This window comes from Kitasatospora sp. A2-31 (genome assembly GCF_022288725.1).
In the GTDB taxonomy this organism is placed as follows: Bacteria; Actinomycetota; Actinomycetes; order Streptomycetales; family Streptomycetaceae; genus Kitasatospora.
Map to the genome: position 1 here is coordinate 807,655 of NZ_JAKNTA010000001.1, position 14,942 is coordinate 822,596.

General features: G+C 74.2%; 13 protein-coding genes and 3 tRNA genes. 9 read left to right on the forward strand and 7 right to left on the reverse strand.

Annotation, left to right across the window (positions count from 1 at the left end; genetic code table 11):
• Window positions 1–38 precede the first annotated feature (38 nt).
• Together MCM47_RS03805 and fabF are read left to right on the forward strand one after the other, a co-directional pair.
• Complete coding sequence (locus MCM47_RS03805) at window positions 39–281, forward strand: acyl carrier protein (protein WP_238740950.1); 243 nt, start codon at window positions 39–41, stop codon at window positions 279–281.
• Between the two features lie 141 nt (window positions 282–422).
• Window positions 423–1,688: a beta-ketoacyl-ACP synthase II gene (gene fabF / locus MCM47_RS03810; RefSeq protein WP_238740951.1), complete on the forward strand. Its 1,266-nt coding sequence runs from the start codon at window positions 423–425 to the stop codon at window positions 1,686–1,688.
• Window positions 1,689–1,756: 68 nt separating this feature from the next.
• On the opposite strand, the gene MCM47_RS03815 is transcribed toward fabF, so the two are convergent.
• Together MCM47_RS03815 and MCM47_RS03820 are read right to left on the reverse strand one after the other, a co-directional pair.
• The gene (locus tag MCM47_RS03815) at window positions 1,757–2,251 is read right to left on the reverse strand and encodes a DUF3145 domain-containing protein (RefSeq protein ID WP_238740953.1); all 495 of its coding nucleotides are present in this window, start codon (window positions 2,249–2,251) and stop codon (window positions 1,757–1,759) included.
• A 368-nt stretch (window positions 2,252–2,619) separates the two neighbouring features.
• Window positions 2,620–3,642 (reverse strand): NADP-dependent oxidoreductase, encoded by a 1,023-nt coding sequence (locus tag MCM47_RS03820; protein ID WP_238740955.1) that lies wholly within the window; start codon window positions 3,640–3,642, stop codon window positions 2,620–2,622.
• A 94-nt stretch (window positions 3,643–3,736) separates the two neighbouring features.
• Between MCM47_RS03820 and MCM47_RS03825 the strand changes: the two genes are divergently transcribed.
• Window positions 3,737–4,201 carry a MarR family winged helix-turn-helix transcriptional regulator gene (locus MCM47_RS03825; protein WP_238740957.1) on the forward strand — a complete coding sequence of 155 codons (465 nt, stop codon included), beginning with the start codon at window positions 3,737–3,739 and terminating at the stop codon, window positions 4,199–4,201.
• A gap of 222 nt (window positions 4,202–4,423) precedes the next feature.
• Window positions 4,424–5,938 (forward strand): LCP family protein, encoded by a 1,515-nt coding sequence (locus MCM47_RS03830; RefSeq protein ID WP_238740960.1) that lies wholly within the window; start codon window positions 4,424–4,426, stop codon window positions 5,936–5,938.
• Window positions 5,939–6,022: 84 nt separating this feature from the next.
• Here MCM47_RS03830 and MCM47_RS03835 read toward each other — a convergent pair whose 3' ends face one another.
• Together MCM47_RS03835 and MCM47_RS03840 are read right to left on the reverse strand one after the other, a co-directional pair.
• Window positions 6,023–6,991, reverse strand: coding sequence for a 1-aminocyclopropane-1-carboxylate deaminase/D-cysteine desulfhydrase (locus tag MCM47_RS03835; protein ID WP_238740962.1), 969 nt, complete (start codon window positions 6,989–6,991; stop codon window positions 6,023–6,025).
• Between the two features lie 239 nt (window positions 6,992–7,230).
• A tRNA-Ile gene (locus tag MCM47_RS03840) sits at window positions 7,231–7,304 on the reverse strand.
• Window positions 7,305–7,494: 190 nt separating this feature from the next.
• Between MCM47_RS03840 and MCM47_RS03845 the strand changes: the two genes are divergently transcribed.
• On the forward strand, window positions 7,495–8,340 hold the full coding sequence (locus tag MCM47_RS03845) for a serine protease (protein ID WP_238740964.1): 846 nt from the start codon (window positions 7,495–7,497) through the stop codon (window positions 8,338–8,340).
• A gap of 119 nt (window positions 8,341–8,459) precedes the next feature.
• Entirely contained in the window at window positions 8,460–9,209 is a 750-nt protein-coding gene (locus MCM47_RS03850) for a serine protease (RefSeq protein ID WP_238740969.1), read from the forward strand.
• A gap of 195 nt (window positions 9,210–9,404) precedes the next feature.
• Here the strand turns inward: MCM47_RS03850 and MCM47_RS03855 are convergent.
• Window positions 9,405–9,477, reverse strand: a tRNA-Asn gene (locus MCM47_RS03855).
• 61 nt (window positions 9,478–9,538) lie between these two features.
• Window positions 9,539–9,611: transfer RNA gene (locus MCM47_RS03860), tRNA-Asn, on the reverse strand.
• Window positions 9,612–9,850: 239 nt separating this feature from the next.
• Between MCM47_RS03860 and MCM47_RS03865 the strand changes: the two genes are divergently transcribed.
• From MCM47_RS03865 to MCM47_RS03875, 3 genes are all read left to right on the forward strand, one after another.
• Window positions 9,851–10,147 (forward strand): hypothetical protein, encoded by a 297-nt coding sequence (locus tag MCM47_RS03865; RefSeq protein WP_238741509.1) that lies wholly within the window; start codon window positions 9,851–9,853, stop codon window positions 10,145–10,147.
• Between the two features lie 107 nt (window positions 10,148–10,254).
• A complete protein-coding gene (locus tag MCM47_RS03870; RefSeq protein ID WP_238740970.1) occupies window positions 10,255–11,688 on the forward strand; it encodes an FGGY family carbohydrate kinase in 1,434 nt (477 codons plus the stop codon).
• 665 nt (window positions 11,689–12,353) lie between these two features.
• Window positions 12,354–13,568, forward strand: coding sequence for a DUF2690 domain-containing protein (locus MCM47_RS03875; RefSeq protein WP_238740972.1), 1,215 nt, complete (start codon window positions 12,354–12,356; stop codon window positions 13,566–13,568).
• 32 nt (window positions 13,569–13,600) lie between these two features.
• Here the strand turns inward: MCM47_RS03875 and MCM47_RS03880 are convergent, their stop codons facing one another.
• A complete protein-coding gene (locus MCM47_RS03880) occupies window positions 13,601–14,824 on the reverse strand; it encodes an RNA polymerase sigma factor (protein WP_238740974.1) in 1,224 nt (407 codons plus the stop codon).
• Window positions 14,825–14,942 lie beyond the last annotated feature (118 nt).

Below are 14,942 nucleotides of genomic sequence, written 5' to 3' on the forward strand. Positions count from 1 at the left end.
GGGGCGAGCGCATTCAACACCGAAGAGGAGCAGCCAGTATGGCTACCAAGGACGAGGTCCTGGAAGGTCTCGCTGAGATCGTCAACGAGATCGCCGGCATCCCGACCGAGGACGTCGAGTTCGACAAGTCCTTCACCGACGACCTGGACGTCGACTCGCTGTCCATGGTCGAGGTCGTCGTGGCCGCCGAGGAGCGCTTCGACGTGAAGATCCCGGACGACGAGGTCAAGAACCTCAAGACCGTCGGCGACGCGGTGGACTACATCATCGCCAACGCCTGAGCGTCCGACCCGTTCGACGCCGTCGTCGGCCGGCTCCCCGAGTCGGCCGACCCGCCGGCCGGACGCCCCACCGGGCGCCCGGCCGGGCCCACCCCCGGCCCGCCGCCGTTGCCCCGCACGAACGTGAGAGAAGAAGATCCAGTGACCGTTGAAAACCGTACCGTGGTCGTCACGGGTATCGGCGCCTTCACGCCGCTGGGCGGCGACGCCGCCACCACCTGGGAGAACCTGGTCGCCGGGCGCTCCGGGGTGGCTGCCCTGACCGAGGAGTGGGCCGCCGACCTGCCCGTGCGGATCGCCGCGCGCACCGCCGTCGACCCGGCCGATGTCCTCCCCCGCCCGGTCGCCCGCAAGCTGGACCGCTCGGCGCAGTTCGCGCTGATCGCCGCCCGCGAGGCGTGGGCCGACGCCGGCTACGAGACCCCGGCCACCGACGAGTCCTCCAAGCTCGCGCCCGAGCGCCTGGGCGCCGTGATCGCCTCCGGCATCGGCGGTGTCACCACCCTGCTCGACCAGTACGACGTGCTGCGCGAGAAGGGCGCCCGCAAGGTCTCGCCGCACACCGTGCCGATGCTGATGCCCAACTCCCCGGCGGCCAACGTGGGTCTGGAGGTCGGTGCCCGCGCCGGCGTGCACACCCCCGTCTCCGCCTGCGCCTCCGGCGCCGAGGCGATCGGCTACGCGATCGAGATGATCCGCAGCGGCCGCGCCGACGTCGTGGTGGCCGGCGGCACCGAGGCCGCGATCCACCCGCTGCCGATCGCCGCGTTCGCCAACATGATGGCGATGTCCAAGAACAACGACGATCCCGAGCGCGCCTCGCGCCCGTACGACAAGGGCCGCGACGGCTTCGTGCTCGGCGAGGGCGCCGGCGTGGTCGTACTGGAGTCGATCGAGCACGCCGAGGCCCGCGGCGCCCGGATCTACTGCGAGGCGGTGGGCCAGGGCCTCTCCTCGGACGCCCACCACATCGCCCAGCCGGAGCCGACCGGCGCCGGCGTGGCCCGCGCGCTGGCCGACCTGTTCGACCGCAACCCGCTGGACAAGGCCGAGATCGTGCACGTCAACGCGCACGCCACCTCGACCCCGCAGGGTGACACGGCCGAGCTGAAGGCGCTGCGCAAGGAGCTCGGGGAGCACCTGGACCACATCGCCGTCTCGGCCACCAAGTCGATGACCGGTCACCTGCTGGGCGGCGCCGGCGGCATCGAGACCGTCGCCACCGTGCTCGCGCTGCACCACCGGGTCGCCCCGCCGACCATCAACGTCGACGAGCTCGACGAGGACGTGGACGCGGACATCGTCCGGGACGGGGCCCGCGCGCTGCCCGAGGGCCGGATCGCCGCGCTGAACAACTCGTTCGGCTTCGGCGGCCACAACGTGGTGCTGGCCTTCCGCACCGTCTGACCCCCGTGCCCGAAGGGGCCGGCGCTCGTGACGAGCGCCGGCCCCTTCGGGCGTTCCGGGGTGCCGGCTCAGACCACCTGGTGAAGCCAGCGCACCGGGGCGCCCTCGCCCGCGTAGCGGAAGGGCTCCAGCTCGTCGTCCCAGGGCTTGCCGAGCAGCCGGGAGATCTCCGCCTCCAGGTCCGCACCCTCGCTGCGGGCGCGCAGCAGGACGGCCCGCAGCCGGTCCTCGGGAATCAGGATGTCGCCGTGGATCCCGGTGACCGCGTGGAAGATGCCGAGCGTGGGGGTGCTGCTGTACCGCTCGCCCTCGGCCGTGGCGCAGGGCTCGCTGGTGACCTCGTACCGCATCAGCTGCCAGCCCCGCAGGGCGGAGGCGAGCTTCGAGGCCGTACCGGGCTCCCCCTGCCAGGAGAGCTCGGCGCGCCAGTGTCCGGGCGCGGCCGGCTGGCGGATCCAGTCCAGGCTCACCCGCACACCGAGCACCCCCGCGACGGCCCACTCGACGTGCGGGCACAGCGCGCGGGGCGCGGAGTGGACGTACAGGACTCCACGTGTCGTCACCGGGACCTCCAGGCTGTGGACGAGGGTCGCCTTCCCCAGCTGCCTCGCGTTCGTGCCTGCAGTTGATCCACAGTTACCCACGTTAGCCGACATTAAGCCACTAAATTGAGCAAAACGGACAGGCTTTCGCTCAATGCTAGTCGAATCCCCAACGAGGTCCACCCCTCGGTCGGATCTCTCCCCCGAACGGCCCCATCGCCGGGCGGGACCACCGTACCGCGCCGCCCCGCACCGCGGCTGACGCGCTTTCGGATCCGGCCGGAATGCGGTAGTGCGGCCGAATCCCCTGCGCCCGGTACGCAAACCGCCCCGCCGGTCCCGGGGGGCGGCGGGGCGGCGGGGCGGTTCGCATCGGACCCGAGTGGTCGTCAGCCGGCGAGACGGACCACCATCTTGCCGGTGTTGGCGCCGCGCAGCAGGTCGAGGAAGGCCTCGGCGGTGTTCTCGAAGCCGTCCACCACGGTCTCCTCGTTGCGCAGCCGGCCCTCGCGCAGCCAGCCGCCCACCTCGGCGACGAACTGCGGCTGCAGGGCGGAGTGGTCGCTCACCAGCATGCCCTCCAGCCGCAGCCGCTTGCCGATGGCCATCGCGAGGTTGCGCGGGGCCGCCGGGGCGGAGGTGTCGTTGTACTGCGCGATCGCGCCGCAGAGCACCGCCCGGCCGTGCACGCCGAGCGCGCCGATCGCGGCCTCCAGGTGCTCGCCGCCGACGTTGTCGAAGTAGAGGTCGATGCCCTCCGGGGCCGCCTTGGCCAGCTGCTCGGCGACCGGGCCGTCCTTGTAGTTGAACGCGGCGTCGAAACCGTACTCGCCGACCAGCTTGGCGACCTTCTCCGCCGAGCCGGCCGAACCGACCACCAGCGCGGCGCCCTTGAGCTTGGCGATCTGGCCGACCATCGACCCGACGGCCCCGGCCGCACCGGAGACGAAGACCTTGTCGCCCTCCTTGAGGCCGCCGACCTCCAGCAGGCCCGCGTAGGCGGTCAGGCCGGTCATGCCGAGCACGCCGAGGTAGGCGGAGAGCGGCACGGACGGGTCGACCTTCACCGCGTGCCCGGCCGCCACGGTGGCGTACTCGCGCCAGCCGAGCCCGTGCAGGACGGCGTCGCCGGGCGCGAAGCCCTCGGCGGCCGAGGCCACCACGTAGCCGACCGCGCCGCCGTCCATCGGCCGGCCCAGCTGGAACGGCGGGACGTAGGACTTCACGTCGTTCATCCGGCCGCGCATGTACGGGTCGACCGAGAGGTAGGCGTTGCGGACCAGGATCTCGCCCTCTTCCGGGGCCCGGACCGGGGCCTCGACCAGGGCGAAGTCGGTCGGCACCGGCCAACCCTGCGGGCGGGCGGCGAGGTGCCATTCGCGGGCGGCGACGGGCGCTTCGTGCTCAGCCATCGGTGGTGCTCCTCGTGCATGAAAGGTTGACTTACTGAAGTAACGATGGACATGAAAGGTTCATGTTGTCAACTGTTCAGGTAGACTCGGAGGCATGGACACCCAGCCCGCCCCGACCGTCGCCTCCCAGCCCGACGAGATCACCCGCGAGGTCGTCGACCTGATGGCCAACCTGGTCGGGCTCTTCCACCGCGAGTACGAGGAGGCCGCCGCCGCCCGCTCGCTCACCGGCGCCCAGGCCAAGGTCCTCGCCCTGCTGCGGCGCGGGCCGATGCCGATGCGCCACATCGCCCAGACGCTCAGCTGCGAGCCGTCCAACATCACCGGCATCGTCGACCGGCTGGAGTCGCGCGGCTTCGTCACCCGGGAGGCCGACCAGCAGGACCGCCGGGTCAAGCTGGTCGCCGCGACCGAGACCGGCGCGGCCGCCTCCGAGGAGCTGCGCGAGTCGCTGAACTTCGCCCGGGAGCCCCTGGCCGCCCTCGGGCCGGAGGAGCGGACGGTGCTGCGCGACCTGCTCCGCAGGATGCTCGCGGGCGCCTCCGGCCCCGGAGCGTGAGCGTCCGCCGCCCTCGCGTGAGCAGCATCACAGCCCTCCGGGCCGGTCCGGGGCAATTGACCGGGCCGGGGCTGTAACCGAACACTCCCGCGAAACGTCTAAGGTTCGAGACTCGGCACCGGCCTGCCCTGGGGCGGTGCGTGTGGAGAACGACACCAGAAGACGGGGGGCCGGGGCAGGATGAGCAGCAGCTCACGACGTCGGCGCATCATACGGATCGCTGTGGGCCTCGCCGCCGTTCTGGTGCTGTCCGTCGCGGGAGCCGGAGCCTGGTTCTACCACCGGCTGGACAGCAACATCACCACCTTCGACGCGGGCGGCGTCGCCACCGAGCGGCCGCCGGCACCCGTCCCGGTCACCCCGGGCGCCTCGGTCCCGGTCAACGTCCTGGTGCTCGGCTCGGACACCCGGGACGACGGCAACGCCGACCTCGGCGGCGGCGACATCGGCGTCGGCCACTCCGACACCGCGATCCTGCTGCACGTCTACGCCGACCACAAGCACGCCGTCGGGGTCTCCATACCCCGCGACGCCCTGGTGACCGTCCCGTCCTGCCGTCTGCCGGACGGCAGCTGGACGAAGTCCAAGACCAACCAGATGTTCAACTCGGCCTTCACCATAGGCGAGTTCCCGAAGGGGAACCCGGCCTGCACGCAGAACACCGTCGAGACGCTGACCGGCCTGCGGATCGACCACACGATCGTGGTGGACTTCAAGGGCGTCGCCGCGATGACCGAGGCGATCAACGGCGTGGACGTCTGCGTCCCCAACGACGTGAACTCGCACGACATCCGGCTCAAGAAGGGCATGCAGCGGCTCTCCGGCCAGCCGGCCGTGGACTACCTGCGGGCCCGCTACGGGTTCGGCGACAACTCCGACATCGGGCGGATGAAGCGCCAGCAGGCCTTCCTCTCCTCGATGATCAGGAAGGTCCAGGGCCTCGGGTTCTCGCTGCCGACCCTGCTCCCGCTGGCAGACGCGGCCACCCGCTCGCTCACCGTGGACGAGGGCCTCGGCACCGCGATGAAGCTGGTGGACTTCGCCCAGTCGCTGCAGAGCATCAAGCTCTCCGACATCACCTTCGTCACCACCCCGTGGCGCTTCGCCGGGGACCGGGTCGCCCTGGTCCACCCGGACGTGGACACCCTCTGGAAGCTGCTCCGCGAGGACCGCACCCTGGACGGCCAGAGCACCGGCCAGGCCGGCGCCGCGGCGTCCGCCTCCCCCTCGGGCGCCCCCGCCCCCACCGCCTCGCCGACGGCGCTCAGCCCGGAGGAGGCGGCCGTGCCGGTCACCGTGGTCAACGGCGTCGGAACCCCCGGACTGGCCGGCAGCGCGGCCAAGGCGGTGCGCGGCAAGGGCTTCACCAACGTCGAGCTGGGCGCCGTCAACGGCAGCCGGCTGACCACCGAGATCGCCTACGACCCGGCGCAGAAGGCGGCAGCCGACCAGCTGGCCCCGCTCTTCCCGGGGGCGCGGCTGGTCGAGGAGCCCGGCTCGGACGGGATCACCGTGACGCTCGGCCGCGACTACCGCCCGGTGCCGTCCACGGGGATCGACTCCCTCGGCGCGGCCGCCGCCGGCCCCACCGCAGCGCCGTCCGACGCCCCGTCCGACGCCCCGTCCGGCCGCCCTTCCGGCGGTCCCTCGGCGACGCCGAGCGGGGTGCCCACCGGCATCGCCGAGAACGCCCGCGGGGCGGACACCGACCCCTGCGCCGACCTGACCTTCGGCTGACGCCAGGGCCGGTGTGCCGCGCCACCGGTGCCGGGGCCCGCACCCTGTCCGCTCAGGCGGCCGGGTCCGGGCCCCGTCCTTCTCCTAGTCCTTGTCGGTGCCCTCGGCCTCGTCCGGGCCCTCGGCCGGGTCCTGCTCCTGGTCCGGGTCCGGAAGGCCGGTGACCACGGCGGTCAGCCGGGTGCCCGCCGGGAAGGCCCCGGCCCGCGCCCCGGCGTACAGGCCGGCGAGCAGCTTGGCGACGTACCGGCGCTCCAGCGCGACACCGTGGCGCCGCTCGAAGCCCTCCGCAAAGGCGGCGAGCTCGGCCGGCACCCGGCCGTAGCCGCCGCCGTGGTGCCCGTGGTCGATCCGCCAGTTGGCGAACTCGCGCCCGTAGGCGGCCCGGTGCAGCCCGGCCACCTCGCCCTCCAGATACCCCTCGCCGCCGCGCAGCACGGCCACGCCGAGCGCCCGCGCACCCGGCGGCAGCCCGGCCGCGATGCCGGCCAGCGTCCCGCCGGTGCCGACCGGGCAGCAGACCACGTCCCGCTCACCGAGGTCGGGGAGTTCACCCGGGATCGCGGCCGCGCCGATCACCGCCGACGCGTTGGAGCCGCCCTCCGGCAGGACCAGGCAGGGCCCCCAGCGGCGCTGCAGTTCGGCCGCCACCACCGCGTCGGCGGCGCAGCGGGCGGCCGTCTCCCGGTAGGCCGACCGGGAGAGGAAGACCAGCTCCATCCCGGCCGCCTCGGCCGCCCGGAGCGACCAGTTGCGCGGTGCAGCGGCCAGTTCCTCGCCCCGGACCAGCCCGACGCTCTCCAGGCCGAGCGCCCCGGCGGCCACCGCGACGGCGCGCAGGTGGGTGGAGTAGGCCCCGCCGAAGGTCAGCAGCCGGGTGTGGCCCTGTTCCAGCGCGGCCGACAGGTTGGGGCCGAGCTTGCGCCACTTGTTGCCCGGCACGGTCGGGTGCAGCAGGTCGTCCCGCTTGAGCCGCAGCTCCACGCCGGCCCGCGCCAGCACCTCGTCGGTGCAGTCCAGCAGGGGGGTCGGCAGCAGTGCGGGTTCGAGCATCGGGCCAGGATACGGAGCCACCGCCGGCCGCCGGCACCGGGTGCGAGCGCCCGGTGGGGGCGAGCCGGGCGCCAGGACGGCGTTCCGGGCCCGGCCCTGGCCGGGCCGACGTCAACGCGCCCTCGGGGCGGACCTGTTCGAGTGACATCCGGCCTGTCGGCACGTCCGCCGGGGCCCGCGGTCACTAGAGTTCGTGCAGATGACCGCACCTGGTCAAGCCCGGTCGTCCGGGCGAAGGGTGGGGCGGGTGGGACTCGAACCCACGACCAAGGGATTATGAGTCCCCTGCTCTAACCGGCTGAGCTACCGCCCCGGTTCGCCGCCCGCACCGGTGACCCGGTCCGGCAGCAGCAGACGGCCCCGCGAGGCCGTCCCGGGCAGCATAGCCGGTCGATCACCCGTGGTGCGCGCCGGGGGCGCACATGGGTACGCGCGGACGCACGCCTCCCCGCGCGGCGCAGCCCCGGTGGCGGCCCGGCCCGACCTCCGGCCAGCCTGGGCGGATGACGGCACGTAAGCCGGCGGTGCTCGGCGCCGCCCTGGCGGTCCTGACGGCCGCGGGCTGCACCACGGCGGCCGGCCCCGGCGGCGCCACCCCGACGGTGAGCTCACGGCCCGCCTCGGCCGCCGCCGACAGCCACGGCTGGAGCCGCGAACGCCTGCGCGGGGCGCTCGGCCGGCACACCGGCGTCACCCGGACCGCCAAGCCCACCGTGCTCAACGGACTGGTCGGCGCCGTGTTCACCCGGAACGCGGACGGCGACCACTTCTGCACCGCCAGCGTGGTCGACAGCGCCGGACTCGACCTGATCGTCACCGCCGCGCACTGCGTCTGGGACCCGAAGCTCGGGCAGCGCTCGGACCTGGTCTTCGTCCCCGGATACCGGGACGGCGAGACCCCGAGCGGCGTCTGGCCCCTGCTGTCGGTCACCGTCGACCAGGCCTGGAAGGACGGCGGCGACCCCGACGTGGACGTCGCCTTCGCAGTCGTGCAGGCCCGGAACGGGCAGCAGGTGCAGCAGGTGCTCGGCGCCAACCGCCTGGGCATCGACCGCGGCTACCGGCTGCCGGTCAAGATCACCGGCTATCCGGGCACCAGCGAGGTGCCCATCACCTGCAGCAACACCACCTCCGAGCAGAGCCCCACCCAGCTGCGGATCGACTGCCCCGACTGGACCGGCGGCACCAGCGGCAGCCCCTGGGTGACCGACTTCGACCCGGACACCCGGACCGGGACCGTGGTGGGCGTGATCGGCGGCCACGAGGAGGGCGGCAACACCCCGGACACCTCCTACAGCAGTTACTTCGGCGCCCGCGTCCAGGCCCTGTACGACCGCGCCACCGGGTGAGTCCGGTGGCCGGGGACCCGGCGGTGGCGTCGCCGGGCCGGGCCTGGTAGATCTTCCTCACGAACGGCGGAACGCACGACCCGCAGAGCCCGCCCCCGAGGACGAGACGGAGCGCCCGGATGGCCCCCCGCCCGGTACGGCCCGCACGTACGGCCCAGGCGGCCGTGCTGGCGGCCCTGCTGCTGGCGGCCGGCGCCGCCTGCGGCGGTGGGGAGGAGAAGCCTCCGAGCGCCGCGGTGGCACCGCCGAGCCCGGCCGGCGACCGGGTGGGCACCCTCTCGATCCGCGACGCCCAGGGCCCGCGGGCCTGCACGGCCAGCGTGGTGCACAGCCCGCGGCGGAATCTGCTGGTGACCGCCGCGCACTGCGTGCAGAGCCGCCGGATCGGCCTGCTGGACGGCCTGGTGTTCACCCCCGGCTACCGCAACGGCTACTCGCCCTACGGGAGTTGGCCGGTGCAGTCGATCACCGTCGACCCGCGCTGGGCGGCCGAGGACGACCCCGAGTACGACGTGGCGTTCGTCACGGTCCGGGCGATCGGCGGCCGGGAGGTCGAGGACGCGGTGGGCGGCAACCCGCTCGCCACCGGGCAGGGCGTCGGTCTGGCCGTCTCGGTGACCGGCTACCCCAACGAGAGCGACGAACCGATCACCTGTTCGGCCCGGACCAGCTCGCAGAGCCCCACCCAGGAGCGCTTCGACTGCGGTGGCTACACCAACGGCACCAGCGGCAGCCCCTGGGTCACCGCGGCCGGCACGGTGGTCGGCGTGATCGGCGGTTACCAGGAGGGCGGCGAGACCGACGGCACCTCCTACAGCGTCGCCTTCGACGACCGGGTCGCCGAGCTCTACCGCCGGGCCACCGCCTGAGCCGGACCGCCGCGCCGCCCGCCGGGCCCGTCGTGCCGCCCGCCGGGCCCGTCGCGTGCGAGCGACCCCGAGGGCGAGGACGTGACGGACGCAACACCCGGCCGTGCGGCGCCGGCCGCCCTGGGACAACACGAAGGCCCCCCGGTCGTCCGAGGGGCCTTCGCTCTGAGCAGTCACCGGGCGCACCCGGTGCAGCTCCCGCATTTGGACTCGAACCAAAAACCTGCCGGTTAACAGCCGGCTGCTCTGCCAATTGAGCTATGCGGGATCGCGGCGGGCAACTGCCGCACCACGGACAGGAGAACCGGCCTTCCGGCCGTCCACCTGAGCTCCCCCAATTGGACTCGAACCAATAACCTGCCGATTAACAGTCGGCTGCTCTGCCAATTGAGCTATGGGGGATCGGGCTTCCGCTTCGGCCCCCGGCTTCCCGGGCTCCTCGGCGCTCGCTGCGGGACATACATTAGCGCACTCGGGGGGGTGGTCCGCCAATCGCTTTCCCCGGCCGCCCCGGCGCCCGTCCGGCGCGCCCCCCGCGCGCCCGGCCCGCCGTCCGGAGATGCTGGGAGCACGGACGGTTCGCCGCCCCGACGGACGGGTAGGGCAATGCGGCAGAGGCCGCCAGGAGAGGGTGGAATCCGATCATGTGGAAGCTGTCGTTCATCGTCGGACTCGCGGCGGGCTACGTCCTGGGCTCGCGGGCCGGGCGCCAGCGGTACGAGCAGATCGCCAAGGTCACCCGGCAGGTCGCCCAGAACCCCAAGGTGCAGAGCGCCGCCGACAAGGCCAAGCACCAGGCCGGGGCGGTCGCCGGGAAGGCCGCCGGAGCCGTCGCGGACAAGGTCGGGGACCGGCTGCCGAACCGGGTGACGGACCGGGTGCCGTACTTCAACCGTCCCCGGACGGAGGACGACAGCTGGGGTACCTTCCGTCCGTGACGCGGAGGTGACGGCAGGCCGTACGCCGCGCCGGTACGAGGGAACCGGCCGGGCAACACTTGCCCGGGTCGCCAGCGTCGGCGCGCCCGCTGAGGCATGATCTCGACATGGCCATCGTCGCGGGGATAGACAGCTCGACCGATCGCACCCGGATCGTCGCGTGCGACACGGAGACCGGCGCGGTCCTGCGGTCCGGCAAGGCCCCGCACCCCGCGCCGGAGCGGGCGGAGACACGGGCCGGCGAGGCCGACCCGCAGCTCTGGCTGCACTCGCTCGGCGACGCCGCGGCGGGCGGCCTGCTGGAGGGCGTCCGGGCGATCGGCGTCAGCGCGCAGCAGCACGGCATGATCGGCCTGGACGCCGGCGGCGTGCTGGTACGGCCCGCGATCCTCTGGAACGACCCGCGCTCCAGCGGCGCCGCCGCCGCGCTGGTGGACGCCCTCGGCGGCCCGGCGGCCTGGACGGCGGCGATCGGCGCCGTCCCCGGCCCCACGTACACCATCGCCAAGCTGCGCTGGCTGGCCGAGTTCGAACCGGCCAACGCCCGCCGGATCGCCGAGGTGCTGCTGCCGCACGACTGGCTGGTCTGGCAGCTGCTCGGACACCCCAAGCGGCGCACCACCGACCGCGGCGACGCCTCCGGCACCGGCTACTGGTCGCCGATCACCGGCGAGTACCGCCAGGACCTGATCGAGCTGGCGCTCGGCCACGGTCTGAAGCTCCCCGACGTGCTCGGCCCCGCCGAGCCCGCCGGGCAGACCCCCGAGGGCCTGCTGATCTCCGCCGGCACCGGCGACAACATGGCCGCCGCGCTCGGCCTCGGCCTCGGCCCCGGCGACGCGGCGGTCTCGCTCGGCAGCTCCGGGACCATCTTCGCGGTGCACGGGGAGGCCGTGGTGGACGCCACCGGCCTGGTCTCCTCGTTCGCCGACGCCACCGGCCGCCACCTGCCGATGGTCGCCACCCTGAACGCCGCCCAGGTGCTCCGCTCCACCGCCGCCCTGCTCGGGCAGGACCTGGAGGGCCTGAGCAACCTCGCCCTGCAGTCCAGCCCCGGCGCGTACGGGCTGGTGCTGCTGCCCTACCTGGACGGCGAGCGGACGCCCGCGCTGCCGCACGCGGCCGGGACCCTGACCGGGATGCGGGCCGAGTCGATGGCCCCGCAGCACGTCGCCCGGGCCGCCGTCGAGGGCATGCTCTGCAACCTCGCCGACGCGCTGGACGTCCTGCGCGCCCGGGGCGTGCCGGTGAACCGGGTCTTCCTGCTCGGGACCGCCGGGCGGCTGCCCGCCGTCCGGCAGATCGCCCCGCTGGTCTTCGGCGTCCCGGTCGTCGTGCCGCCGCCCGGCGCCCACGCGGCGCGCGGCGCCGCCCGGCAGGCCGCCTGGGCGCTGGCCGGCACCGCTGAGCCGCCGCGCTGGGAGCTGCCGGGGGCCGAGACCGTCGCGCCGGACGCCGAGCAGGACGTGCCGGTCGGCTCGGCGGTGCGCCAGCAGTTCCGGGCCGCCCGCGAGCAGATCCACCCGGAGACGGCCGGCTGAGCCGGGCCGGGGTCCGGTGGGGCCCCGGGCGACGGGTGGGACGGCGTTCGACGCGTTCGGGGCGGTCGGCGTTCTCGGGACGGCCGGCGTGTTCAGGACGGTCGGTGCGTGCGGGACGGTCGGCGTGTTCGAGGCTTCGGCGTCTTCGAGCCGTCACGGCGACCACGGGGCCGCGGGACTGCGGGGCCGACCTGGGCGGTGGAGGAAGGAGCCGTTCCGTCGCAGAGAGCGGTGTGCCGGGTCCGACGGCCTTGCGGCCCTGACGGCCCGCCACGCGGAGGCGAAACGAAGTCGCGGCGGGGAGGGCGGCCGAAACCCCCCCCCCCGCCGCGCGTCCCTGCGATCCGGGGCAGCCTCCCCCCGCGAGGCTGCCCCGACCGGTGGGGGATTCGGGACGGCAGGGAGCCAGGTCCACGGCGGTCTCCGGACGAAGGACCCGGGCTCCGCAGTGGGCCGACGCGAGAACTCTGCACGACTGACCAGTGAATGTTCGAGCCGTGACCGGGGTTGTGAGACACTTCCGTCCGTCTCAGAGCGGTGACCTGGGGTTTGAGACGGCTGGTCGGTGAGGTTGGAGACGCGACGCCGCCCCTGGGCCGGGCCGGTGCACCTCCCGACCCCGTTCGCTCCCCGCGTCCCCCCGTCTCTCGTGTTGGGAAGACCGCATGGCATCCGCCTGGAAAGAACTGCCGGACGAACTGTCCGAGCCCGCTGCGCGCCTGACGGAGCGGCTGCGCGCCGTGAAGGACGCGACCGGACTCTCGCTGTCCGAGCTGGCCACCCGGACCCACTACAGCCGGGCCTCCTGGGAGCGCTGGCTGAACGGCAAACGGGTCATCACCGAGCAGGCGCTGGAGGCACTGATCGGGACCGTCGAGTGCGACGGGCCCGCGCTGCGGGCGCTCTGGGTCCAGGCCTCGGCCCCGGCGGCCGTCGTCGCGACCGAGGAGGGCGCCGGGCCGGACGCGGCGGGCGGGGCGGAGGTGCCGGAGACCGTGCCGGCCGTTGCGGCTGCCGAGGAGTCCGCCGAGTCGTCGGCGGACGCCGCCGATCCCCTGGCCGCGGACGCCGGGGCCGAGCGGCCCGCCGCCGAGGCGGTCCCGGTCGAGGGCCCGTCAGGTGATCCGGCGTCCGCCGGACACCTCTCCGCCGGCCGGCCTTCCGCCGAGGAGCGCGAGGTCGAGCCGGTGCCGACCGGCCGGGCGACCGGGCCGTGGTGGCGGCGTCCGGTCGCGCTGGTGGCCGGCGGCCTGGTGCTGGCGGTCCTCCTGGGCGCGGCCGGATTCCGGTACAGCCGCGACGGCGCGGAGGAGCCGACCGCCCACGCACAGCCCGCTCCGACCGCGACGGCCGGTACGACCCCGTCCGCCAAGCCCGCCTCCCCGGCCCCGCCCGGGCCGAGCTGCCAGGCGATGGGCTGCGCGCACAAGGACCCCAAGACCACCGGCTGCGGGGCCGACGCCCGCACGCTGCAGACCGGCAACATCGGCAAGGTGGTCATCTACCTCCGCTACAGCCAGAAGTGCCAGGCCGCCTGGGCCGCCATCACCGAGGGCCAGCCGGGCGACAGCGCGACCGTCACCAGCAGCGCCGGCGAGGAGGAGACCGCCCTGATCCACTGGGGCTACGACAACTACTCGATGATGGTGAACGCCGGCGACCCGGCCACCACCTTCCGGGTCTGCGGGCACCAGCCGGCCGGGGACGACTGCACGGCGAGCGTCTCGCACCTCGCCCAGCTGGTCGCCTCCACCCCGATCCCGATCGGCCCGGCCTCCCCGCCCCCGGCCTCCCCGTCCTCCGCAGCCGCCAGCCCTTCGGCCCCGGCAGCCACGGCGACGGCGACGGCGACGGCGACGGCGACGGCCAACCCTTCCTAGTCGGCCGCGCCGTAGCTCTCCGGACAGGGCCTCTAGTCGAGGTAGCCGCGGAGCTGTTCGGCGAAGGCGTGGTCGCGGAGTTTCACCAGGGTCTTGGACTCGATCTGGCGGATCCGCTCCCTGGTCACCCCGAACAGCACACCGATCTCCTCCAGGGTGCGCGGGCGCCCGTCGTCCAGGCCGTAGCGAAGCTGGACGACCTGGCGCTCGCGCTCACCGAGGGTGGCCAGGACCGCCTCCAGGTGCTGACGCAGGAGCAGGAAGGCGGCCGACTCCGCGGGTGAGGCGGCGTCGGCGTCCTCGATCAGGTCGCCGAGCGCCACGTCGTCCTCCTCCCCGACCGGGGTGTGCAGCGAGATCGGTTCCTGGGCGAGCCGCAGCAGCTCGCGCACCCGCTCCTCGGTCAGCTCCAGGGCGGCGCCGATGTCGGCCGCGGTCGGTTCCACGCCGCGTTCCTGGAGCAGTGTGCGCTGGACCCGGATCACCCGGTTGATCAGCTCGACGACGTGCACCGGCACCCGGATCGTCCGGGCCTGGTCGGCCAGCGCCCGGCTCATCGCCTGCCGGATCCACCAGGTCGCGTAGGTGGAGAACTTGTAGCCCCGCGCGTAGTCGAACTTCTCCACCGCCCGGATCAGGCCGAGGTTGCCCTCCTGGATCAGGTCGAGGAGGCTCAGCCCACGGCCGACGTAGCGCTTGGCGACCGAGACCACCAGGCGCAGGTTGGCCTCGATCAGCCGCCGCTTGGCGATCCGGCCGATCACCACCAGGGCGTCCAGTTCGCCGGCCAGCGGGTCGGCGGGCACGGGTTCGCGGTGCAGCCGTTCCTCGGCGAACAGGCCGGCCTCGATCCGGCGGGCCAGCTCCACCTCCTCGGCGGCGGTCAGCAGCCGGATCCGGCCGATCTCGCGCAGGTACTGGCGGAGCAGGTCGGCGGCCGGGCCGCTCGCGCCGGCGGCCACGGGGCCGGGGTCGTCGGCGGCGTCGGGCTCCGAGTCAGCGGCGGCGTCGGCGTCGGCTTCGGCGGCTTCGGCGTCGTCGTCGGCGGCGGCTTCGGCGTCCGGGGCGGGCCCGGGTCTGAGCTCGCCGGACTCCTCGCCACCGTCGCACGCCTCGGGGTGGCCCTCGGGGAGGCCCTGGGAAGGCACCCGGGCCCCGTCCGAGGCCGGAGCCCCGGCCCGGCCGTGGTCGTCGTGGGGGGCGAGCTGGTCGGTGATCGGGCGGGCGGTCGTGGCAGAGCCTTGGTCCACGGGCATCCCCTCGGGGCGGGCGCGACTCTGGCGGACCCGCGCTGGACGGAGCTGGGACGCCCTCCAGTGTGCGGCACGCCACACTCCGTGGCCGAGACTCGTGCGCCGACTTTCTGAGCGCTCT

What these genes read in the sequence shown, in the direction of transcription:
- MCM47_RS03805 (WP_238740950.1), top strand. Translation starts at nt 39, where the DNA reads ATGGCTACCAAGGACGAGGTCCTGGAAGGTCTCGCTGAGATCGTCAAC.
- MCM47_RS03820 (WP_238740955.1), bottom strand. Translation starts at nt 3,642, where the DNA reads ATGGCTGAGCACGAAGCGCCCGTCGCCGCCCGCGAATGGCACCTCGCC.
- MCM47_RS03825 (WP_238740957.1), top strand. Translation starts at nt 3,737, where the DNA reads ATGGACACCCAGCCCGCCCCGACCGTCGCCTCCCAGCCCGACGAGATC.
- MCM47_RS03835 (WP_238740962.1), bottom strand. Translation starts at nt 6,991, where the DNA reads ATGCTCGAACCCGCACTGCTGCCGACCCCCCTGCTGGACTGCACCGAC.
- MCM47_RS03845 (WP_238740964.1), top strand. Translation starts at nt 7,495, where the DNA reads ATGACGGCACGTAAGCCGGCGGTGCTCGGCGCCGCCCTGGCGGTCCTG.
- MCM47_RS03850 (WP_238740969.1), top strand. Translation starts at nt 8,460, where the DNA reads ATGGCCCCCCGCCCGGTACGGCCCGCACGTACGGCCCAGGCGGCCGTG.
- MCM47_RS03870 (WP_238740970.1), top strand. Translation starts at nt 10,255, where the DNA reads ATGGCCATCGTCGCGGGGATAGACAGCTCGACCGATCGCACCCGGATC.
- MCM47_RS03875 (WP_238740972.1), top strand. Translation starts at nt 12,354, where the DNA reads ATGGCATCCGCCTGGAAAGAACTGCCGGACGAACTGTCCGAGCCCGCT.
- MCM47_RS03880 (WP_238740974.1), bottom strand. Translation starts at nt 14,824, where the DNA reads ATGCCCGTGGACCAAGGCTCTGCCACGACCGCCCGCCCGATCACCGAC.